Source organism: Hymenobacter sp. YC55, from assembly GCF_029433095.1.
GTDB lineage: Bacteria > Bacteroidota > Bacteroidia > Cytophagales > Hymenobacteraceae > Hymenobacter.
This window is the reverse complement of record NZ_JARNTX010000006.1, coordinates 150,680-172,725: the sequence shown is the minus strand read 5'-3', so window position 1 is coordinate 172,725 and position 22,046 is coordinate 150,680. Positions and strand designations below refer to the sequence as shown.

General features: G+C 57.0%; 15 protein-coding genes. 13 read left to right on the top strand and 2 right to left on the bottom strand.

Going from position 1 to position 22,046, the window contains the following annotated elements:
- Positions 1 to 63: 63 nt before the first annotated feature.
- From P1X16_RS26570 to P1X16_RS26555, 4 genes are all read left to right on the top strand, one after another.
- Complete coding sequence (locus tag P1X16_RS26570; RefSeq protein ID WP_277235464.1) at positions 64 to 2,355, top strand: GH92 family glycosyl hydrolase; 2,292 nt, start codon at positions 64 to 66, stop codon at positions 2,353 to 2,355.
- A gap of 90 nt (positions 2,356 to 2,445) precedes the next feature.
- Positions 2,446 to 3,864 carry a glycoside hydrolase family 125 protein gene (locus tag P1X16_RS26565; RefSeq protein ID WP_277235462.1) on the top strand — a complete coding sequence of 473 codons (1,419 nt, stop codon included), beginning with the start codon at positions 2,446 to 2,448 and terminating at the stop codon, positions 3,862 to 3,864.
- A 98-nt stretch (positions 3,865 to 3,962) separates the two neighbouring features.
- Positions 3,963 to 5,003 carry a glycoside hydrolase family 43 protein gene (locus P1X16_RS26560; RefSeq protein WP_277235460.1) on the top strand — a complete coding sequence of 347 codons (1,041 nt, stop codon included), beginning with the start codon at positions 3,963 to 3,965 and terminating at the stop codon, positions 5,001 to 5,003.
- A 135-nt stretch (positions 5,004 to 5,138) separates the two neighbouring features.
- Positions 5,139 to 5,807 (top strand): DUF1080 domain-containing protein, encoded by a 669-nt coding sequence (locus P1X16_RS26555; RefSeq protein WP_277235458.1) that lies wholly within the window; start codon positions 5,139 to 5,141, stop codon positions 5,805 to 5,807.
- A 138-nt stretch (positions 5,808 to 5,945) separates the two neighbouring features.
- Here P1X16_RS26555 and P1X16_RS26550 read toward each other — a convergent pair whose 3' ends face one another.
- Positions 5,946 to 6,530 carry an RNA polymerase sigma-70 factor gene (locus tag P1X16_RS26550; protein ID WP_277235456.1) on the bottom strand — a complete coding sequence of 195 codons (585 nt, stop codon included), beginning with the start codon at positions 6,528 to 6,530 and terminating at the stop codon, positions 5,946 to 5,948.
- 299 nt (positions 6,531 to 6,829) lie between these two features.
- Here P1X16_RS26550 and P1X16_RS26545 point away from each other — a divergent pair, with 299 nt between their 5' ends.
- The 7 genes from P1X16_RS26545 to P1X16_RS26515 all read left to right on the top strand — a co-directional run bounded on the left by P1X16_RS26545 (position 6,830) and on the right by P1X16_RS26515 (position 19,735).
- Positions 6,830 to 7,864 (top strand): FecR domain-containing protein, encoded by a 1,035-nt coding sequence (locus P1X16_RS26545; protein ID WP_277235454.1) that lies wholly within the window; start codon positions 6,830 to 6,832, stop codon positions 7,862 to 7,864.
- Positions 7,861 to 11,286, top strand: coding sequence for a TonB-dependent receptor (locus tag P1X16_RS26540; RefSeq protein ID WP_277235452.1), 3,426 nt, complete (start codon positions 7,861 to 7,863; stop codon positions 11,284 to 11,286). The genes P1X16_RS26545 and P1X16_RS26540 overlap by 4 nt, the downstream gene beginning before the upstream one ends.
- A gap of 18 nt (positions 11,287 to 11,304) precedes the next feature.
- Positions 11,305 to 12,915, top strand: coding sequence for a RagB/SusD family nutrient uptake outer membrane protein (locus P1X16_RS26535; RefSeq protein WP_277235451.1), 1,611 nt, complete (start codon positions 11,305 to 11,307; stop codon positions 12,913 to 12,915).
- A gap of 50 nt (positions 12,916 to 12,965) precedes the next feature.
- Positions 12,966 to 14,108 carry a SusE domain-containing protein gene (locus tag P1X16_RS26530; RefSeq protein WP_277235449.1) on the top strand — a complete coding sequence of 381 codons (1,143 nt, stop codon included), beginning with the start codon at positions 12,966 to 12,968 and terminating at the stop codon, positions 14,106 to 14,108.
- 1 nt (position 14,109) lies between these two features.
- The gene (locus P1X16_RS26525) at positions 14,110 to 15,288 is read left to right on the top strand and encodes a glycoside hydrolase family 76 protein (protein ID WP_277235448.1); all 1,179 of its coding nucleotides are present in this window, start codon (positions 14,110 to 14,112) and stop codon (positions 15,286 to 15,288) included.
- A gap of 127 nt (positions 15,289 to 15,415) precedes the next feature.
- On the top strand, positions 15,416 to 17,614 hold the full coding sequence (locus P1X16_RS26520; protein WP_277235446.1) for a GH92 family glycosyl hydrolase: 2,199 nt from the start codon (positions 15,416 to 15,418) through the stop codon (positions 17,612 to 17,614).
- Between the two features lie 447 nt (positions 17,615 to 18,061).
- A complete protein-coding gene (locus P1X16_RS26515) occupies positions 18,062 to 19,735 on the top strand; it encodes a S41 family peptidase (RefSeq protein ID WP_277235444.1) in 1,674 nt (557 codons plus the stop codon).
- A gap of 175 nt (positions 19,736 to 19,910) precedes the next feature.
- On the opposite strand, the gene P1X16_RS26510 is transcribed toward P1X16_RS26515, so the two are convergent.
- Positions 19,911 to 20,045 carry a hypothetical protein gene (locus tag P1X16_RS26510; RefSeq protein ID WP_277235442.1) on the bottom strand — a complete coding sequence of 45 codons (135 nt, stop codon included), beginning with the start codon at positions 20,043 to 20,045 and terminating at the stop codon, positions 19,911 to 19,913.
- Positions 20,046 to 20,129: 84 nt separating this feature from the next.
- Here P1X16_RS26510 and P1X16_RS26505 point away from each other — a divergent pair, with 84 nt between their 5' ends.
- Positions 20,130 to 21,191, top strand: a complete 1,062-nt coding sequence (locus P1X16_RS26505) for a sensor histidine kinase (protein WP_277235440.1) — start codon at positions 20,130 to 20,132, stop codon at positions 21,189 to 21,191.
- A gap of 17 nt (positions 21,192 to 21,208) precedes the next feature.
- Positions 21,209 to 22,003 carry a LytTR family DNA-binding domain-containing protein gene (locus tag P1X16_RS26500; protein WP_277235438.1) on the top strand — a complete coding sequence of 265 codons (795 nt, stop codon included), beginning with the start codon at positions 21,209 to 21,211 and terminating at the stop codon, positions 22,001 to 22,003.
- Positions 22,004 to 22,046: the final 43 nt, after the last annotated feature.

Here is a 22,046-nt window from a genome sequence, read left to right as displayed (position 1 = left end):
ATCTTACAGCACGCTACTCGACTTACCCGCGGCAATTTTTGCGTTTTCATTTTCGGCAACCGAATGACTAAACTTCTTCCTGCTCTCGCGGCATTGCTGCTGTTAGAGGCTTGTCCTAGCATCGCGCAAGTCGCAACAACTGCTCAAGATCCTATGCAGTGGGTGAACCCGCTGATTGGCACTGACTCCAAACCAAGTTTGTCTAACGGCAACACGTACCCGGCAATAGCCTTGCCGTGGGGGATGAACTTCTGGATGCCGCAAACCGGCAAAATGGGCGACGGGTGGGCCTACACCTACGCGGCCGACAAAATCAAGGGCTTCAAGCAAACGCACCAGCCCTCGCCCTGGATGAACGACTATGGCCAGTTTGCCATCATGCCCATCAAGGGCAAGCGCGTGTTCGATGAAAACGAGCGGGCGAGTTGGTACTCGCACAAAGCTGAAGTGGCCGAGCCCAACTACTACCGCGTGTATCTGGCCGACCACGACATCGTGACGGAAATTACGCCCACCGAACGGGCGGCGCGCTTCCGCTTCACCTTTCCCCAAACGGACAGCGCTTATGTGGTGCTCGACGCGCTAGATAAAGGCTCCTACGTGAAAGTGCTGCCCGAGCAGCGCAAAATCATCGGCTACACCACCCGCAATAGTGGCGGCGTACCCAAAAACTTCAAGAACTTCTTCGTTATCGAGTTCGACCACGCGTTTACCAGCACAGCCGTCTACAAAGACAAGGTTCTGGCTGCGGGCGAGCTGGAAGCCACTGCCAACCATGCGGGCGCTGTGGTCGGCTTCAAAACGCGCAAGGGCGAGCAAGTGAATGCCCGGGTAACTTCTTCGTTTATCAGCCCAGAGCAAGCCGAGCTCAACCTGCGCGAAATCGGCAACAACGACTTCGAGGCGGTTCGTCAGCAAGGCCGCGTAGCCTGGAACAAAGCACTGGGCCGCATTGAAATAAACGGCGGTACCGACGATCAGCGGCGCACCTTCTACTCTTGCCTTTACCGCTCCCTGCTGTTCCCGCGCAAGTTGTATGAGCTGGATGCCAACAACAAAGTGATGCACTACAGCCCTTTCAACGGTGAGGTATTGCCCGGCTTCATGTACACCGACACCGGCTTCTGGGATACGTTCCGGGCGCTGTTCCCTTTCCTGAACCTGGTTTACCCCGACATTAACACTGAAATTCAGCAGGGCCTAGCCAACGACTACAAGGAAAGTGGTTGGCTGCCGGAGTGGGGTAGCCCGGGCTTGCGCAACGTGATGGTGGGCAACAACTCGGCTTCGGTAGTGGCCGACGCCTACCTCAAAGGCATCCGTGGCCAGGATATGAACGTGCTCTACGAAGCTCTAACCCACGGCGCCAACAACGCTGGTCCGCTGACCGCCGTGGGCCGGGCCGGGGTGGAGTACTATAACAAGCTCGGCTACGTGCCTTACGATGTGAAGATCAATGAAAACGCGGCGCGCACTCTTGAGTACGCCTACGACGACTTCACGATCTACCAGCTGGCCAAGGCGCTCAACAAGCCAAAGAAGGAAATCGACCTGTACGCCAAGCGCAGCCAAAACTACCGCAACCTGTTCGACAAGGAATCGGGGTTGATGCGTGGCAAAAACCAGGACGGCAAGTTCCAGAAGCCGTTTAGCCCTTTCAAGTGGGGCGACGCCTTCACCGAAGGCAACAGCCTGCACTACACGTGGTCGGTATTCCACGACATCCAGGGGCTGATGAACCTGATGGGTGGCAAAAAGAAGTTTGTGGCTACCCTGGACACCGTATTCAAGCTGCCGCCTGTATTCGACGATTCCTACTACGGCGGTACCATTCACGAAATCCGGGAGATGCAGATTGCCAACATGGGTAACTACGCCCACGGCAACCAGCCTATCCAGCACATGCCTTATCTCTACAACTACGCGGGGCAGCCGTGGAAAACGCAGTATTGGGTGCGCGAGGTAATGAACCGCCTATACTTACCCACCTCCGATGGCTACTGCGGCGACGAAGACAACGGCCAGACCTCGGCGTGGTATGTTTTCTCGGCTCTTGGTTTCTACCCCGTGTGCCCCGGCACCGACCAGTACGTACTGGGTGCGCCCCTTTTCCCTAAGGCCACCTTGCACCTACCCTCTGGCAAGGATATTGTGCTGAATGCCAGCAACAACTCCAGTGAGAACCGCTACGTGAACCAGCTAACGGTGAACGGCAAAGTGTACGACAAAAACTATCTCACCCACGAAGAGCTGCTTAAAGGCGCTACGCTCGATTTCGATATGGCCGCAACGCCCAACAAGACGCGTGGCACCAAGCCCGACGCGGCTCCTTTTTCGGTATCGAACTCTAAATAACTGTGCCAACGGCTAGGCTTCTGTTTCGGCACGCAAGCCGGGGCATTGGCCTAGTCGTTCAAGCCTTCCTTTCCCCCACACCTCCCCCGCATGAACCGCAGAAACTTCGTTCAAGGTTTTTCTCTACTCACGGCCAGCGTATTTCTCAAGCAATACTCTTTTGCAGGTGCAGCGCCCACTTTCCCTGTGGTGCGGCCCGCCGCCGACAAACGACGCTTTCGCAGCCGCTCGGTAGAAGCAGCCATTGCCGAGTTCAATAAGAACGTGAAAGACAAGGAGCTAGGCTGGCTGTTTGCCAACTGCTTCCCTAGCACTCTCGACACCACCGTAACGTACACCTCACCGCAGGGTCGGCCCGACACCTACGTCATCACCGGCGACATCGACGCTATGTGGCTGCGCGACAGCTCGGCGCAGGTATGGCCCTATTTGCAATTCATCGACAAAGACACCGAGTTGCGGCAGTTGGTGGCCGGCGTTATCAACCGGCAGACGCGCTGCGTCATCAAAGACCCATACGCTAATGCTTTCTACGGCGATGACACCAAGGTTGGCGAGTGGAAAACGGACATGACCAAGATGCAGGCGGGCGTGCACGAGCGGAAGTGGGAAATCGACTCGCTGTGCTACCCCATCCGGCTGGCGTATCATTACTGGAAGAAAACCAACGACCCGAAACCATTTGACGCGCAGTGGCAGCAGGCCGTTAAAAAGACGTTGCAGACCTTCCGGGAGCAGCAGCGCAAGGAGAGCCTAGGCCCCTACAAATTTCAGCGCCAAACGGCTACCGCTACCGACACCCAGCCCATGAGCGGCTACGGCTACCCCGTGCAGCCGGTGGGCCTGATCTGTTCGGCCTTCCGCCCCAGCGACGACGCCACGCTGTATTCGTTTCTGGTGCCCAGCAATTTCTTCGCCGTCGTGAGCTTGCGGCAAGCCAGCGAGATGATGACCAGCTTGGCCAAGGACACGGCCACGGCTCAGGAACTGACCGCACTGGCCAACGAGGTGGAAGCAGCTTTACGTAAGCACGCTGTAGTCAACCACCCCCAACACGGCCAGATCTACGCCTATGAAGTTGATGGGTTCGGCAGCCAGGTGCTCATGGACGACGCCAACGTGCCGAGTTTGGTTTCGTTGCCCTACTTAGGCGCGGTGCCCATCACGGACCCGGTTTACCAGAACACCCGCAAGTTTTTGCTTTCGCAGGACAATCCGTTTTTCTTCAAAGGCAAAGCGGCCGAGGGCATTGGCGGCCCGCACGTAGGCCAAGACATGATCTGGCCAATTGCCATTGTCACCCGCGGACTAACGAGCACAAACGACGCCGAAATCCGCGCCTGCGTGCAAAGCCTTAAGAGCACCCACGCCGGAACCGGCTACATGCACGAGTCTTTTCACAAGGATGACCCGGCCAAGTTTACGCGCTCCTGGTTTGCGTGGGCCAATACTATCTTCGGAGAGTTCCTGTGGAAAGTATACCAGGAAAAACCCCAGTTGCTGGCCTAAGCCAGCAGTATGCAGGGTCGGCGTACTAAGTGCGCCTTGAATACGAACAGATAAACGTTGAAACCTCTATGGGCGAGCGAAAACCAAACGTGAAAACCATGTACAACTTCCGTAAGAGCCTGCCCGTGCTTGGGTTATTGTTTGGCCTTATGGCCGTTTCGCCAGCGTTCAGCCAAACGAGTCTTGCTTCGCGTAAGCCAGCTAAAGCCTCATCCTCGTCTACTACTGCCCCCAAAAAATCTGGCAATCCGGTGTTTCCAGGCTGGTACGCCGACCCGGAAGCCACCATCTTCAACGGTCAGTATTGGATCTACCCTACCTACTCGGCCCGTTACGAGCAGCAAGTGTTTCTCGACGCTTTTTCCTCGCCCGACCTGGTGACTTGGACCAAGCACCCGCGCATCATCGATACGGCTAGCGTGAAATGGGCCCGCAAAGCTATGTGGGCCCCCTCCATTGTGAAGAAAGGCAACAAGTACTTTCTTTTCTTCGGCGCCAACGACGTGCACGAAGGCGAAATTGGCGGCATTGGGGTGGCCGTGGCCGACCGGCCAGAAGGCCCCTTCAAAGATTACTTAGGCAAGCCACTGATCGGGCAGATTCACAACGGGGCGCAGCCCATCGATCAGTTTGTATTTCAGGACAAGGACGGGGCCTACTACATGATCTACGGGGGTTGGTCGCACTGCAACATTGCCCGGCTCAAAGACGACTTCACGGGCTTTGTGCCACAAGCCGACGGCACGCTTTACAAGGAAATCACGCCGCAGGGCTATGTAGAGGGTCCTTTTATGTTCCGCAAAGACGGTAAGTACTACTTCATGTGGTCGGAGGGCGGCTGGACTGGACCTAACTACTCAGTGGCCTACGCCGTGGCCGACTCCCCGATGGGCCCCTTTCAGCGCATCGGTAAAGTCTTGCAGCAAGACCCACAGGTAGCCACCGGCGCCGGGCACCACTCGGTGCTACAGGCACCCGGCACCGACCGGTGGTACGTCGTGTATCACCGCCGGCCGCTAGGCGAAACCGACGGCAACCACCGCGTCACCTGCATCGATCAGCTTTTCTTCGACGCGCAAGGCAACATCAAACCCATAAAAATCACGAACGAGGGCGTCGAAGCACACCGCTTGAAATAGGGGCAGCTTTTTTGCAACGGCTTACGTGACAGTTCAACCCAACTTAACTTTTTGGCTATGACCCACTCAAGAAAATCAAGTACCGTTCTTCTCCTTGCTACTGCTCTTGTTTTGCTTGTTGCGGGCGCTTTCAGAATGCGGGCAAGCGCTCCTAAACCAATAGATAACACCCTGACCAAAGCAGAAGCGAAAGCTGGTTGGGTGCTGTTGTTCGATGGTAAATCGCTGGGCAACTTCAAGGGCTTTAAAAAGGACGCCGTACCCTCTTCCTGGCAGATTGAGGACAATGCTATTGCGCTCACCGGTAAAGGTGGAGGCGATATTCTTACCAAAAATCAATACGAAAACTATGAGCTCGTACTGGACTGGAAGATTTCGGAAGGAGGAAACAGCGGCATTATCTACAATGTGTCGGAAGACCCCCAGTACTCGGCAACCTATAGCACCGGCCCCGAAATGCAAGTGCTAGATGATGAGCGGCACCCCGACGCTAAGATGGGCAAAAACAACAACCGCCAAGCCGGTTCTTTGTACGATTTGATTCCGTTGTCAACGCCAGCCGTTAAACCTGCTGGGCAGTGGAACACCGTTAAACTGGTAGTTAACAAAGGCCACGTAGAGCACTGGCTTAACCGCAAAAAAGTGGTGGAATACCAGTTGCTAAGCCCTGAATGGGAAGCCATGGTGAAGGACAGCAAGTTCAATTCCATGCCTGGTTATGGCCGTACGCAGAAGGGCCACATTGCCTTGCAGGACCACGGCGACAAAGTATGGTATAAGAACATCAAGATTCGTACGCTTTAAGAGTACGCCCACTACATAAGAGGGGCGCAGCAATACGGCATAGCAAATGCCGTATTGCTGCGCCCCTCTTGCAATTTATAGCAACACGGATTCCCGCATACAAACTCTATCGGGTTGCCTTCAACAAGTGAGTTGACGCTACAATGACAGCACTAAAAAAGCAAGCCCCAAGGATACGCCGTGCGCCTGAAAGTAAAGCTTCATAAACTTCAGGGCGTGCGTCATTTGGTTTTCCACGCACTTAACTGAAATGTTCAACTCGTTGGCAATCATGGCGTGAGAAAGGCCGTTTTGCCGGCTCAACGAAAATATCTGCCGACGGCGGGAAGGCAGCTGAGCTACTGCTAGCTGATAAAGCTGTTCCAACTCCTGATACTCCACTAGTTTGCCCGGGTTGCCTTCTTCGATGAGCATTTCGCCATCGCAATCCTCGAACACCCAGTACCGCTGACGGCGCAGCTGCTTCAGGATAGCCCGGTAAGCAGAGGTATAGAGGTAGGTTTTGAAAACGATGCCCTTATCGAATTCATGTCGACGCTCCCACAGCTTGAGAAAGCAATCCTGTACCACCTCTTCGGCATCGGCATGGCTCTTCAAGTAGCCGTGCACAAAGCGGCACAAGGCAGGTGCGTGCTGATCGAACAGCAGGTCGAAGGCCGCCGTGTCGTTTTTCTGGAGGCGTTCTAAGCAGGTGTGGTCCGAGAATTCTCTTACGACTTTCAAGGGAAAGTAGGCAGTAGTAAAAGCTTGCGCATGTGCCTGAATACTTAAATATAAAAAACCTCAAGCAAGTCAGTGCAACATTAAAAAACTTATTCCAGGCTCAAGTGTAGCGCCACCCAAGTAAGTTCCAATTGCCCTGCTGCTAGGTGCTCTTATTGACGTATTTGAGGGCGTTTTGCTGCCGCAGGCAGGCTAAAGAAATGCGGTAGCAAGCTGCGCAAAAAAATATTTTCAAGGTGCTTTGGGGGGAGGGGCACTTCGTGGCTTTTACCACTCAGAGAGATCTAGCAAACCTGCCTATGTATAGAGAAATCGACTATGAAGCCTGCCAGCGCTATGTACGCGGCGAATCCTCGCTAGAGGAAGCGCAAGCTGTTCGCGCTTGGCTTGCAGATCCGGCCAACGAGTTGCTGGCTCACTATTGGATGAGCCAGCAAACCCTGGAGTTAGAGCCAGTGCGCCAAGCCGACGGCAACGATCCGTACGACTACGCCAGCATGCGGGAAAACATCTACGCGCGTATGCAACTGGAAAGCGTTCCAACAACGAGTGTAACTCGCCCGGCAGCGTGGCGGCGCTGGGCCGCGGCGGCCGCCGTAGCGGGCGTAGTGGCGGGCAGCGGCTGGCTTGTGCATGAGCGTAGCCAAGTAGTGGAGCCCACCGTAGCTAGCTATGATACTCCTTACGGACAAACGCGGGTTGTGCAATTGCCCGACGGGTCGGAGGTGACCTTGAACGCGCACTCCACGGTACGCTACGCCGCTACACCTGGCTCCGAGCGTCCTCGCGAGGTATGGTTGGATGGGGAGGCTTACTTCTCGGTGAAGCACTTGCCTAATCACCAACCATTTGTGGTCCATACTACGGCTGGTCTCAACGTAGAGGTACTCGGCACCAAGTTTACGGTGTACCGGCGCCACGAGCAGGCTCGCGTGGTCCTCCTCTCGGGCAAAGTGCAGGTGGCGTTTGCCGATACTACTCGACCAAAAGTCATTCTCAAGCCCGGCGAATTACTGGAAACCTCCGATCAAAATCCTGGCAAAGTGGTGCACCAAGCTGTGCAGTCGGCCCCCTACGCGGCCTGGGCAGACGGCAAGCTAGTTTTTGACGCCACTACCATTGCCGACATCGCCACTCGCCTGCAAGACACTTACGGAGTAGAGGTGGTGGTAGCTAGTCCCGCTTTAAAGCAGCGCAAGTTTACGGGCACTTTCCCGAGCAATAACCTGGACCTGCTCTGCGAGAACCTAGCGGCCACCTTCAACTTGCAAATCGTCCGTCGGCAAAATCAAGTTATCCTGTCCAATCACCCTTCATCCCACCCTACCCCATGAACCTACCTCCTACTGTACTACTTGGCAGATCCGGTTCTCGCTTATTGCTTTCCACAACAAGTTTGTTGTTGCTAAATGCATTTAGCCCGGCAGCATCGGCCCAATTATTGGCTTCAACGCAGCGCCCGCATGCCCGGCCAGCGGCCGAGGCTGTTTCCCTCAAGCACCTGCTCAAGCAGTGGGAAAAGCAGTACAAGAGCATTATTGCCTACGACACCGAACTCGTCGGCGACAAGCGCGTCGTTGCTCCGAGCGAGGTAACTACGCTTGATGCACGCTTAGCGAGCGTACTGCCCCAAGTTGGCTTAGGGTTTAGAAAACTGCATGCAAACGATTACGTCATCACGCCTGTCGCTGTTGAACGCCTCCATGCAGGTGCAAACGATTCCGAACAGCAGGACATCACCGTTGCGGGCAAAGTAGTTGACGCCAAGGGAGCCGGGCTGCCCGGCGTGACGGTAGTGGTGAAGGGTACAACCCAAGGCACCAGCACCGGCCCCGATGGCAGCTTCTCCTTGCTCGCTCCGGAAAACAGCACCTTAGTTTTCAGCTTTGTCGGCTTTGCGCGTCAAGAAGTAGCTGTTCAGGGTGCGACCAGCAGCCTCACAGTGACTTTAGCGGAAGATGCTAAGGCGTTGAGCGAAGTGGTAGTAATCGGCTACGGTACCCAGCAAAAGGCCGAAGTAACCGGGGCTATCAGCACGGTAGCGGCACCCGCCCTGGAAAACCGGCCGGTAACCAACGTGGCGCAAGCGCTGCAAGGCACGGCCCCCAACCTCACGATTCAGCAAAGCAGCGCCGAACCGGGAGCGGGCCTCAACATCAACATCCGGGGCGTGGGTACCCTCGGCAATGCCTCGCCGCTGGTAGTGGTAGACGGGATTGCTGGTTCGCTGAATTCGCTTAATCCCAACGACATTGAAAGCATCACGGTGCTGAAAGATGCCGCGTCGGCCGCCATCTACGGGTCGCGGGGAGCCAACGGAGTTCTGCTTGTCACCACCAAAAAAGGGGCGCTCAACCAGAAGCCCGTACTGAATTACAACACGCTGGTGGGATGGCAGTCCCCGAGCTTTTTGCGCAAGCCCGTTACCGGCCTTGAGTTCATGCAACTCAAGAACGAGGCGCTGGTCAACTCGGGACAGAGCCCGCAGTTTTCACCCCAGCAGATGCGCGACTTTGCGGCTCGTGGCGACTATGAGTGGTACTTGGATGGGGTGCTGAAAGAGCGTGCCATGCAACAAAACCACAACCTCAGCCTCAGCGGCGGCTCGGGCAAAACGCGCTACTTAGTGTCGCTGGGCTATGTAGATCAAAATAACCTGCTGGTAGGCGACAACTTCGGGTTTAAGCGCCTCAATGCCCGCTTGAATCTGAACACGCAAGTTACTGAAAAGCTGTCGGTAGGTGCTATTCTCTCTTATGCCCGCGTGAGCACCCGGGAGCACGCGTACAGCACCGAGTGGATTATCAGCGATGCGGTGCGCATTCCGGTCATCTACCCCATCCAAGACTCGCTGGGCAACTATGTGACGCCTGCTACCTCGAGCAGCAACCCCATCAACCGGTTGCGCAATGGAGGCTTGCGCACCAACTCCAACGACAACGGCTACGGCAACCTCAACGCCGAGTTTGAAGTGGTGAAGGGCTTAAAGCTGCGCGGCCTCGTGGGCGGCGACCTATGGAACTACCGCATGAACGAGTTTACACGCAGCCTGCGATACGTGACGCTCGACGGCTCACCTACCTCAGGCGGCGACGGCAACAACTCGGTTACCGACCGCACCCAGCGCACCCTGCTCACCAACTACCAAGCAACCATCAACTACGAGCGCGCCTTGGGGCAGAAGCACGAGGTGAAGGCCTTGGTAGGCTATTCAAGTGAGCACTACAACGACGACCGCGCAGGGATTCGCGTTCTTAATGTGCCGGGCAACAACTTCGGAGTTATCAGCAACGGCACCACGTACGGCAACATCACCGACCCTAGTGGCGGCAATCACGCCAATGGTACCTACGGCAACAACGAGCAATGGGCGCTGAACTCGGTGTTTGGCCGCCTCAACTACGCCTTTGCTGGCAAGTACCTCATCGAGGGTAGCTTCCGGTACGATGGCTCGTCGCGGTTTGCTAGTAACAAGCGTTGGGGCTTTTTCCCGTCGGTGTCGGCGGGCTGGCGGCCACTGGAAGAGAACTTTTTAAGCTTCTTGCAGCCAAGCTTCAGCGACCTGAAAGTGCGGGGCTCGATTGGGCAGCTCGGCAACCAGAACATTGGCTTGTACCGCTACCTGAGCACGATCAGCACCGCGCCGGGCGCTTATTCGTTTGGCGAGCAGGCCGTGCCGGGAGCCAACTTTGGCACGGCTAACCGCGACATCACCTGGGAAACGGCCACGATGGGCAACATCGGCGTGGACGCCGCTTTCTTTAAGAATGCCTTATCGGTTAGTTTCGACTATTTCGACAAGCGCACCAGCGACATCCTGATTGACCTGCCGGTAGCCGGTGCCTTCGGGGCCGGCGCTCCAACCCAGAACGCGGCTAGTGTCCGTAACCAAGGATGGGAAGTTTCGGCTACCTACCGCTTGCGTACCGAGCGTGGCTTCAACCAAAGCCTGACTCTGAATGCCGCCGACACCCGCAACCTGGTGACCGATACCAAGGGCGTAGAAACCATCAGGGGCGGTGACGCCACCAACATCATTCGCGAGGGTTACCCCATCAACTCGTACTACGGCTACCGCACGGCCGGTATCTACCAGACGCTAGAGGAAGCCAATGCTGGTCCTAAGCCTGCCTTTGTGGCACCTGGTGCCCTGCGCCCCGGCGACATCCGCTACGTGGACCGCAACGGCGACGGCGTCATCAACCAAGACGACCGCTACGTGCTCGGCAACCCATTCCCGCGTTACACCTTCGGCGCCACTTACACAGCTGACTACAAAGGGTTTGACCTGGTAGTATTTGTGCAGGGCGTGGGCAAGCGCAACCTGTACATCCGCGGTGAGGGGGTGGAAGCCTTCCACAACAACTGGGAAAACGTGTATGCCCAACACCTCGACCGTTGGACCCCAACCAACACCGATGCTTCGTACCCACGCTTGACCATTGGTACGGCTTCAACCAACAACAACCAAGGTTCGGACTACTGGCTGCGCAACGGCGCGTATGCCCGCCTCAAAAACGTGCAGCTCGGCTATACACTGCCAACTACGCTCACCAGCAAAGCCGGTATCGAGCAGCTACGCATCTTCGTTTCGGGACAAGATTTATTGACCATCAGCCACTTGCGCAAAATTGGGTTTGACCCTGAAATCTCGGAGTTCAGCGAGAGCGTGGGCCTAGGTGGTGGCACGGGCAGTAGTGGCCGCGTGTATCCGAGCGTGCGCCTGGTGACCCTAGGTCTTAATGTTTCTTTCTAATTCCCTATCTGCACTTCCATGAATCGTCACCTCCGCTATACGCTGCTACTGGGCCTCGGACTTGGCATGGGCCTGTCCGGCTGCCAAGAGCTTGACTTACCTCCCACCGACCGCCCCACCGACGACACCTTCTGGACTCAGCCTGCCGACGCGTCGAACGTGCTGAATTCCTGCTACGCGGGTCTCTACCCCAGCGAGTACTTCTTCTTCAACGAAACGCTTTCCGACAACGCCTTCAACAAGAGCGACGTGGACGGCTCCAACGCCCGCAACATTGCCGAGGGCGCCTATGGCACCAACCAGGCGCGCATCACCAATGAGTGGGGCTACCACTACGGCGGTATTCGTGCCTGCAACCGGGTGTTGAACAACATCGACAAGATTGTGAGCCTGGATGCCAACCTGAAGGCGCGCTACATTGCCGAGGCCCAAGCCATCCGCGCGTTCCATTATTTTCAGCTGATGACTTGGTACGGCGACGTGCCCCTCATCACGACAGAGCTAAGCGTGACGGAGGCCAACGCCGTGCCCCGCGCCCCACGCACCGAGGTGCTGGCTTTTGTCCTCAGCGAGTTGGATGCAGCCGCAGCCGTGCTACCCCTGAACACCGCTTACGCCACCGAAGACAAAGGCCGATTCACGAAAGGCGCCGCCTTGGCCCTCAAAGCTCGTGTGCTGCTTTACGAAGGCCGGTGGGCTGATGTATCGGCTGTTACCACCCAGTTGATTGGCGGCCAAGCAGGTACCTATAGCTTGTTTTCCAGCTACGCCGGCGTGTTTTCGCCGGCCAATGAGAACAACAGCGAGGACGTGCTCGATCTGCAATATGTCTTCCCCTTGCGGACGTACTCGGTGCAGCGCCAATTTATCCCACGCACTGAAGGCAAGCTGGTTTGCTCGATTGCCCCGACGCAGGAACTGGTTAACGACTACGTGATGGCCAACGGCAAAGCCATCAACGAAGCCGGCTCGGGCTACAACGAGGCCACACCGTATGCAGGCCGCGACCCGCGTTTTGCTGCCACGCTGGTTTACGACGGGTACTCCTGGAGGCGCCCCGACAATTCCACTATCGTCATTCGCACTTTCCCCGGCACCGGCGACAACTCCGTGGACCGCGCCGACGCCAGCCCAACCGGCTACTACACAGCCAAGTACTTCGACCCCACGGCCGACGCCAACCTAAACTCGGGCTTGAACCTGATGCTGATCCGCTACGCCGACGTGCTGCTTATGCACGCCGAAGCACTGGTTGAGCAAAACAAGCTTACCGCCGCCGACTGGAACACCACCATAGCCGCGTTGCGCCGCCGGGCCGGCTTTACCGATCAAGCCGCCCTTACGTTCCCCGGTGGCGACCAAGCCAGCCTGCGCGCCATTGTGCGCCGGGAGCGCCGAACCGAGCTGGCCATGGAAGGCCTGCGCATCTTCGACATTCGCCGGTGGCGCACAGCCGAAACCGTGCTCAACGGTTATGCCCACGGCATTAAAATCGGGGACCCCAACGTCGATAATGGCTACCTCCGCGTCGACCAGCGCACGTTCGATCCGGCCAAGCACTACCTGTGGCCCGTGCCCCAGCGCGAGCGAGACATCAACGCCAACCTAACTCAGAACCCGGGCTGGTAGGCCCAGTTGCTTCCCTTTTTTCCCACTCCCTGCTTCTATTTTCCTGAATCATGAAAAAGTTTTCTTGGCCTCTTTTGATGCTGTTGTTCGTTATGGGTCTGCTGGCAACCGGCTGCGACAAAGACGACGATGAACTAAACGAAACGATTACGCCGGTAGCCAACCTGATAGCACCCGCCGCCGATACGTATGTGCGGCTCGATCCTCCTTCCAACGCGGCCGTAACCTTCGAGTGGGGCCAAGCCCGGGCCGCCGACGGCACCGTGGTGTTGTACGAAGTACTGTTCGACCAAGAGAACGGCGACTTCTCTAAGCCTCTGTACAGCACCACGTCGGGCACCAACGGCCTCGAAACCAAGCTCGTGCTTAGCCACGGCGACCTCAACCGCATTGCCAGCCTGGCCGGCATCAAGTCGTCGGCGCAGGGCAAGCTGAAGTGGACGGTCAACGCCTCGAAAGGCCTGACTGTGGAGCCAGCCACCGAGTCGCGCGTTATGACGCTGCAGCGCCCGGCAGGTTTTGCTACTGCTCCTCCCACCCTCTACATCACGGGTTCGGGTACCGAAGGCGGTACCAACATAAGCCAAGCCGTGCCCTTCAAGAGTATATCATCTGGCGTGTTTGAAATTTACACTCGCCTGAGTGCTGGCGAAGTAAAGCTGATCGACCAAACCACCGGCACCCCAACCACCTACTACATCGACGGCGCCAAGCTGATGGAAGGCAATCAAGGCACCAGCCCAACGTCTACGCCCAAGGTGTACATGCTGAAAGTGGACTTCAACAACGCCGCCGCCACCATGACAGAAATTGAATCCGTAGGGCTGTGGTTTGCGCCTCAGAACAAGGTATTGGTTACGCTACCCTACGTTGGCAAAGGTGTTTGGAAAATAGAGAACACGCCTATCGAGTTCTTCCAGGAAAGCTGGGGCCGCGACGAGCGGTACAAGTTCTTGTTTACGCAGAAAAACGCGGCCGGCGTGAGCAGCAGGCTGTATTACGGCAGCACCAACGCCGACAACCAGCGCGCCACGGCTTCTTCGCCGGCTTCCTACTTCTTCTTAGTGCCAGGCCCCGATTCGCAGTACGACTACTCGTTTAAGTTTCAAACCGAAGCTGATAAGAAGAGAGTCGATGTCACGGTGAAGATGCAGCCCGACGGCCCTTACACTCACCAGATAGTGGTGCGCTAGTATGAGCAGATCCTTGTTTTCGATACACCCGTTGGCCGCGCTGCGGGTTGGTTTCGGCTTACTAAGCTTGCTGGTAGTTGCCTGCAAAGACCCCGTGGACGATGATGTTGCCCCGCCGGTAGTGCCGCCCACCACGGCCCCCGTCAACTGGGCCGCCCGCGCCGATTCGGCGCAGGCGGCCCTGAGTTTGGGCTTTTGGTCGCCGGCTGGCCAGTATTATCTGGAAAACAACGCCGGCAATGCAGATTTCAATTACTGGTGGCAGGCCCATGGCCTCGACGTACTCACCGACGGTTATCAGCGCACCAAAAGCGCCGACTACCTGACCCGCATGCGGCAGTTGCAGCAGGGCATGAAAGCCAAAAACGGCAACTCCTACCTCAACGACTTCTACGACGATATGGAGTGGCAGGCGCTGGCTTGCTTGCGCGCTTTCGAGCTAACGCAGGACCCCGACTACAAAGCCACGGCCACCTTGCTTTGGACCGATATCAAGCTGGGCTGGAACGAGCAGCAGGGCGGCGGCATTGCCTGGCGCAAATCGCAGCGCAGCTACAAGAACACGCCCGCCAATGCCCCGGCCGCCATCCTGGCCGCGCGCCTCTACGTCCTCGACCGCAACCCCGATGACCTAGCTTGGGCGCAGAAGATTTACGCTTGGGAGAAAGCCAAACTGGTAGACCCCGCCTCGGGCCTAGTATGGGACGGTGTTAACCGGCTCGGTGACGGCCAGACCGATAAAGACTGGCGCTTCACTTACAACCAGGGCACCTTTATTGGGGCAGGCGTAGCCTTGTACCGCGCCACTCAGCAAAGCGCCTACCTCGACGATGCCATCCGCACCGCCAACTACGTGCTCAACGACAGCCAACTGGCACCGGGCGGCATTCTCAAGGACGAAGGCAACGGCGACGGCGGCTTGTTCAAGGGTATTTTGGTGCGCTATCTGACCGGGCTGGCCACCGAACCCGCCGTTAGCGCCGCCAACCGGGCAAGCTATGTTTCCTTCTTGAAGTTCAATGGGGAGAGCCTGTACAAGCGCGGGACCCGCCGGCCTCAGTTCCTTTTCAACACCAACTGGACTGCCCTCCCGGGTAGCTCCGTGGAGTCCTCCACCCAGATGAGTGGCATAATGATGCTGGAAGCTCTGGCTGATTTGCAGGCCCGCAACGTGCTGTAATCCGGAAGTCCTACGCCGCGGGCATAGCAAGGGCGACGTCGCGCGTGATGTCGCCCTTGCTATGCCCGCTTTTCCTGCTACTGAACTGGTGTAGGACGTGTCTCCTACCTAACTGTATTTCATCCCGATGACAAAGCCGAACAGCTATTTGATCTTGCTACTGGCCTGGTGCGCTTTTTCCTGCGCCAAGACCACGCCTCAGAGCGGCAACGCCCGGGCAGATAGCAGCCCTACCCCGGGCGGCCACCTGCAATACGCTAACCCCTTTATGGGCACGGCCCCGTTCAACGACCCGAAAACCATTGGGTATGCACCTCCCAAAGATTGGCGGGGAGTATGGGCCGGGCTGGTGTTTCCGGGCAGCTCGTTGCCCAACGCCATGGTGCAGCTGAGCCCCATCACCGAGTTTCATACGGGTGCCGGCTACGACTACGAAGATTCGGTGATTTACGCCTTTGCCCACACCAACAAGGGCCATTGGAACTTGTGCCACTTACCGGTTTTGCCGGTTTCGGGAGCAGCTACTACTTCGGGCACCTACTCTTCTCGCTTCAAGAAGGCAACTGAAAAGGCCTCGCCCGGCTTCTATGGCGTAACGCTGCAAGATTACGGCGTGCAGGTACAGCTCACGTCCACCCTGCGCTGTGGGTTTCACCGCTACCGCTACAACCAGCCCAACAACCGCCGCGTTGTGTTTAAGCTCGCCCAATCCAATGAGCGGGTAACCAACTGGGACATCGAAAAAGCAGGGGAAGCCGCCGTGCAGGGCTTTCAGGAAACCGGCCGCCAGACTGTGTACTTCTATGGGGCACTAAGCGAGAACCTGCAAGACCTGGAGGTGCAAGGCAAAGGCACCAAAGACGGCCTGGCCGTGCTGCGCCTGCCCGCCGGCAGCAAGCCGGTAGAGCTCAGGATTGGAATATCGTTTGTAAGCGTGCAGAATGCCAAACAGAACCTAGAGCAGGAAATCGGCAGCCGCTCGTTCGAGCAGGTGCGGCAGCAGGCCGAGAAAACCTGGGAAGGCTTGCTCTCGAAAGTGGAAGTGAAAGGCGGTACACCTAAGCAAAAGCAACTGTTCTACAGCTGCCTGTACCGTTCGTTTTTGTGGCCGGCTTTGCGCAGCGACCTGAACGGCGAATACCGCGACGCGAAAGGCAACGTGGTCAAAGCCGACTTCAACTATTATACTGAGCCTTCGCTGTGGGATACGTACCGCAACAAGGACTTGCTGATAGGCATGCTCACGCCTCAGGTCACCACCGACGTTATCAAGTCCATGCAGGACGTGGGCAATAAAACCGGTTTCCTGCCCACCTTCTTTCACGGCGACCATGCTTCGGCGTTGGTTTCCGGCTCTTACCAGCGGGGCATCACCAACTTCGACTTGAAAGACGTGTACCGGCTGATGCTGCGCAACGCCAACTTGGAAGGCGGCGCGCGGCCTCATATTGCCGAGTACATCCAGAAGGGCTACATCAATACCACTCAAGTATCGAATCCGGAAGTGGAAACCAAAGACAAAGCTGGCGTGTCGAAAACGCTGGAGTATGCCTTTGATGACTATGCCGTGGCCCAGGTCGCGAAGATTCTGAACGACACGGCCACCTACCGGATCATGATGGCGCGGTCGAAGAACTATAAGAACTTGTTCGACCCCGGCACCAAGTTTATGCGTGGCCGCCTCGCCGATGGCTCTTGGGTGAAGCCTTTCGATCCGAAGTATCCTTACTACGAGTATATGTACCGGGAGGCCAATGCCTGGCAGGTTTCCTTTTTCGCGCCCCACGACATGCCTGGCCTAATTGCCTTGTACGGCGGGCCGCAACCCTTTGAGGCCAAGCTGGATTCGCTGTTCACGGTGCCCTGGAATCCCAACCATATTGCACGCAACGTGTCGGGCTTTATTGGGCAGTACTGCCACGGCAATCAGCCCGACCACGAAACACCGTTCTCCTACTACTTCATAGGGAAGCCGGAAAAGTCACAGCGCCGGCTCGATGAGATTATGGAGAAGTTCTACGGTATGGGCAAAGACGGCCTGGGCTATTCCGGCATGGACGACGCAGGCGAAATGTCGGCGTGGTACGTGTTCAGCTCTACGGGCCTGTATCCGTATTCCGCCGCCGATGCTAAGTACCTTGTGAGCGTGCCCCTTTTTGACGAGGTTAAGTGGAAAATGGACAATGGCAAGGTAGTGACCATCAAAAAACTCGGCAAGGGCAGGTCACTGAGCATAATCAAAGTGAACGGGAAGACCAACGAGGGCTACTTTGTCGACCATACCCTCTTCCGCGAGGGTGGCCAGCTGGAAATTACCACCAAGTAAACCAGGGTGGTGCTGCTGATACTTGGTAGCCATTGCAGTGCATACAGTTAAATTGAAAGAGCAAGCCGGTAAGGGCTTGCTCTTTCGCGTTTTTGGCAGACTGGCAAACAAGCTCATTAGTACCTAGCTCCAGCTTCTTGTGTCAAGCCAGTAGCTGAAAAAGCAGGCTAACATGTTTAGGTGATGTATGACAAGAGAAATAATGTTAACCTAACCTCTCGGCGTCCATCTAGCTCGGTTCTGCTACTTCGCACTGGCGTTTTTGACAGCATTCTATACTGGAGATTAGGACTAGGTTACCACTGGTTGAATCGATAATTTAACAACTCCTTCTATTCGGTATAGCATATGATACAGCGTCCGGTCTGTTCACTCCCTCAATTCTTTCTATGCCTTCTATTGCTGGTGTTAGGGAGCCTCGAATATGCAGAGCAATTACATGCTCAAGTGGCGCCGGCACCCACAACTCCATCTGCTGCACCCGGATTAGCAGCAGCGGCTCCTATAGAAACCCTAACGCCTCGGCAGGTCGACAACATTGCCGCGCTCGGCCAGGTCTGGGGCTTTCTTAAGTACTTCCACCCTGCCGTTGCCAGCGGCCAGCGCGACTGGGACGCCGAGTTGCTGCGCCAATTGCCGGCCGTGCTTGCCTGCCGCTCAGTAGCCGCGCGTAGCCGCCAACTCAGTGCTTGGATTACGAGTCTGGGCCCGGTGCCGGCTTGCTCGACTTGCGCCAACCCGCCTACGCAGCCCGTACGCTTTGCCGCGGACCTGCGCTGGGCCCGCAATGCCAAACGCTTCAGCGCGCCGCTGCGTCAACAGTTGGCTTTTATCGAAGCCAACCGCTACCAGGGCACGCTCTACTATGTCACGAGAACGGGGTCCACGACCAACTTTCCCCACGAGGAAGCTTACATCGAGCCAGCCCTGCCAGCCCAAGGTTTGCGCTTGCTGGGTCTGTGCCGCTACTGGAATATGTTTCAGTACTACTACCCCTACAAGTACGCTCTCGACGAGGACTGGGCGCAGGTACTACCCGAGATGCTGCCGCGCTTTGCCCAGGCCAGTACGCCCTTAGAGTACCGGCACACAGCACTGGCCTTGTTTGCCCGCGTGCACGACGGGCACGCACGCTTCTACCCACCCGACCCGCTGCTCGAAGCCGAACGTGGAGCCTACCAGGTAGCAGCCGACGTGCAGTTTCTCGAAGGGCAGGCCGTTGTGTTGCGCGTGCGCCACGATGGGCGCGTACCCACTTCACCACTCAAGCCGGGCGATGTGCTGACCCACGTGGCAGGCACGGCAGTACCCGACTTAGTGAAGCAGCGCCTGCCCGAGACGGGCGCCTCCAACCGCGCAGCCCAGCTCAATACTATTGCTCTAAACCTGCTCTACTGCGCCACCCCTGAGGTAGAACTGCAGGTGGTGCGCGATGGCCAGCCGCAGCGCCTGCTTGCGCCCGCCATTAAGGTGGGAACGGTGCCCCCTGTGCAGCCGCCCGTGGCCGACAGCATGTACCGCTTCCTGACTCCCGAGGTGGGCTACATCGACATGGCCCGGATTAAAGGCGACAAGGTGCGCACCATTATGCAGACCTTTTCCCACACCAAAGGCATTGTGGTCGACCAACGCAATTACCCCGGCGCCTTTATCGGCATGTATCTGCAGGGGTTTTTCCTAGCCAAGCCGGCGGTGTACGGCCGATTCACGCGTTACGATCCTACCTACCCGGGGCGTTTCCTCTGGGACCCGGCCGACACGCTCAAGCCAGTGGGTACGACGCCCTACCCGGGGCAGGTTGTGGTGCTGGTCAATGAGGTGAGTCGGAGCCTAGCCGAGTTTATGGCTATGGGCTTTCAAGCCACTCCCCACGCGACCATACTAGGCAGCCAGACGGCAGGCGCCGACGGTAATACAACTCCTATTACTCTACCTGGCGGTCTAAAGACTTTGATGACGGGCATCGGAGTGTATTATCCTGATGGCAGTGAAACCCAGCGTGTTGGTGTCAAGATCGATGTGCCCGTGCGGCCGACAATAGCGGGGCTGCGTCAAGGGCGAGATGAATTAATGGAAAAAGCCGTCGACCTTATCACCAAAGCGCCAATGACAACTCCCTAGTAAGGCTCAGTTGCCAACCGGTGGTGCTTATGTTTTTGAAAAGCCTATCGTAGGTCTCTTTCTGTTGGCCGCACCGGCGCGGTGGCTGTCCTCAAGCAGCAAGATTCAACTAGTCCAGTGCATACGGTATCTAGTTTTCAAGCACCACCATGCCCAATGCTGCCTCCACTGAAAGTTAGGAGTAGACCTTAAGAATGCGCCCGTTCACAGCTCCCTCCACGCTGAGCAGATAGGCATTCACCAGTTTGCCCATGGGCACTAAGTTGTAACCCGGGAACAGCGTGCCATACCGCTCCTGGCTATCTTCCACCAAGCTCGGGCTTACGACATCTAGTCCATACCAACATCTTAGGCTGCGTTTCCGTTGGAGGGGGTCTACCCGAGGCCACACGGCATGCTTAAGCTCGAAAAAATTAATTGGTTGCGCATTGCCCTGGCCTGGGGGATGTTCACCGTCTTTATGATTGTGGTGGTGTACGTGCAGGCACTCTCCGGCGCGGGGGCGGTGTCCTGGCGTACGGCTGTGCTAGGCCCACTGCTCTACGGCCTGATTTGGATGCTGTTCACCCCTTTAGTGTTTTGGCTGGCGGCTCGCTTCGATTTGACGGCCGGCCGGCGCGGCTGGATTTCCTCTGCGCTTGTACACGCCGGAGCGAGCATGCTCCTAACGGTGCTGTTTCGGGTGCTGCATGTATCGCTGCTTTTTCTGATGGGAGCTCCGGGCATCGTTGTCTCGTGGCCTACCATTCTTTCCAGCATCAACATCTGGATTCCCGCCTACTGGATGCTGCTTTTTGTGGCGTACGCCCTCGACTTTTACGAGCGGTATCATCGGCGTACCCTGGATGCGGCGCAGCTAGAAATGCAATTGATACAGGCGCAGTTGCAGGCTCTGAAAATGCAACTACAACCTCATTTCTTATTCAACACGCTCAATGCCATTGCCACCCTCATCGACGACGAGCCCCGCATGGCCCAGCGCATGACGGCTAAACTAGGTGAGTTTCTGCGCCTCGTGCTCGACAACACCGATGAACACCAGGTGACGCTGGCTCAGGAGCTGCATTTTGCCCAACTGTACCTGGAAATAGAGCAGATCCGCTTTTCCGACCGCCTTTCCATCACCTACCAGCTCGCGCCCGATACGCTGCCAGCGCTGGTGCCCAATCTGCTGCTGCAACCGTTTATTGAAAACGCCGTCAAGCACGGCCTGGCTGCTGACTCCGGGATTGGGGCCATCCACATCCAAGCAGATCAACAAGACGGGCAGTTGGTGCTGCAAGTGCGCGACAATGGCCGCGGGGCCGACCCGGCAAACTCTCGCGGTATTGGCTTGCGCAATAGCGAAGAACGGCTCCGTGCCCTTTACGGCTCCCATTATGCTCTGGCTATCCATACGGCCCCCCAGCAGGGATTTGCCGTACGAATTGAAATGCCCTTCACCCCCCAATCTTAAGTTTCCGACGACTCGCTGTGGCGCCTATTCGTACTCTCATTGTTGATGATGAACCCCTGGCTCGCCGCCGCATTGTGCAGCTACTAAAGCAGGCTCCAGCGTTCGAGCTTACCGGGGAATGCCGCAACGGTACCGAAGCTTTAGCGCAGCTCACCCCCTCCCAGCCAACGGTCGATCTGGTGTTTCTGGATGTGCAAATGCCCGACCTAACCGGGCTACAGGTGCTCCAGCAATTACCCGCGCAGCAACTGCCGCTCGTCGTATTCGTGACGGCCTACGAGCGCTACACCCTGCAAGCTTTCGAAGCGCACGCCATCGACTACCTGCTCAAGCCCATCGATCCGGACCGCTTTCACCGCTGTTTAACGCACGTGCAACACCTGCTGCTGCAGCGTAGCCCGCCGCTCCATCAGCAACTGCAAGCGCTGCTGCGCGAAATGGCACCGCCTGCGCTGCCTAGCCCCCCCATTACCTCAACCAATCAATTTCTAATCAAAAACAACGGGCGCCTCTACTTCGTCAACGCCGGCGATGTGCGGTATCTGGAAGCCCGGGGCAACTACGTGGTAGTGCATGCCCAAGGCCAGGAACATTCTTTGCGCTCTACTTTAACTCAGCTAGCGACCCAGCTGGATTCAAACCAGTTCATTCGCATTCACCGCTCCCTGATTGTGAATTGCACCTTCATCAAGGAACTGCGTCCGTGGGCCCACGGCGAGTTTTTGATTACACTACACGACGACACTCATCTAGCCTCCTCCCGGAGCTACAACGAAAGCGTGCAGCGTTTTCTTCAGCGTTTCACCCAGTAAGCTTTGGGGAGGTAAGAGTACATGCAGTTAGGTTACGAGCAAA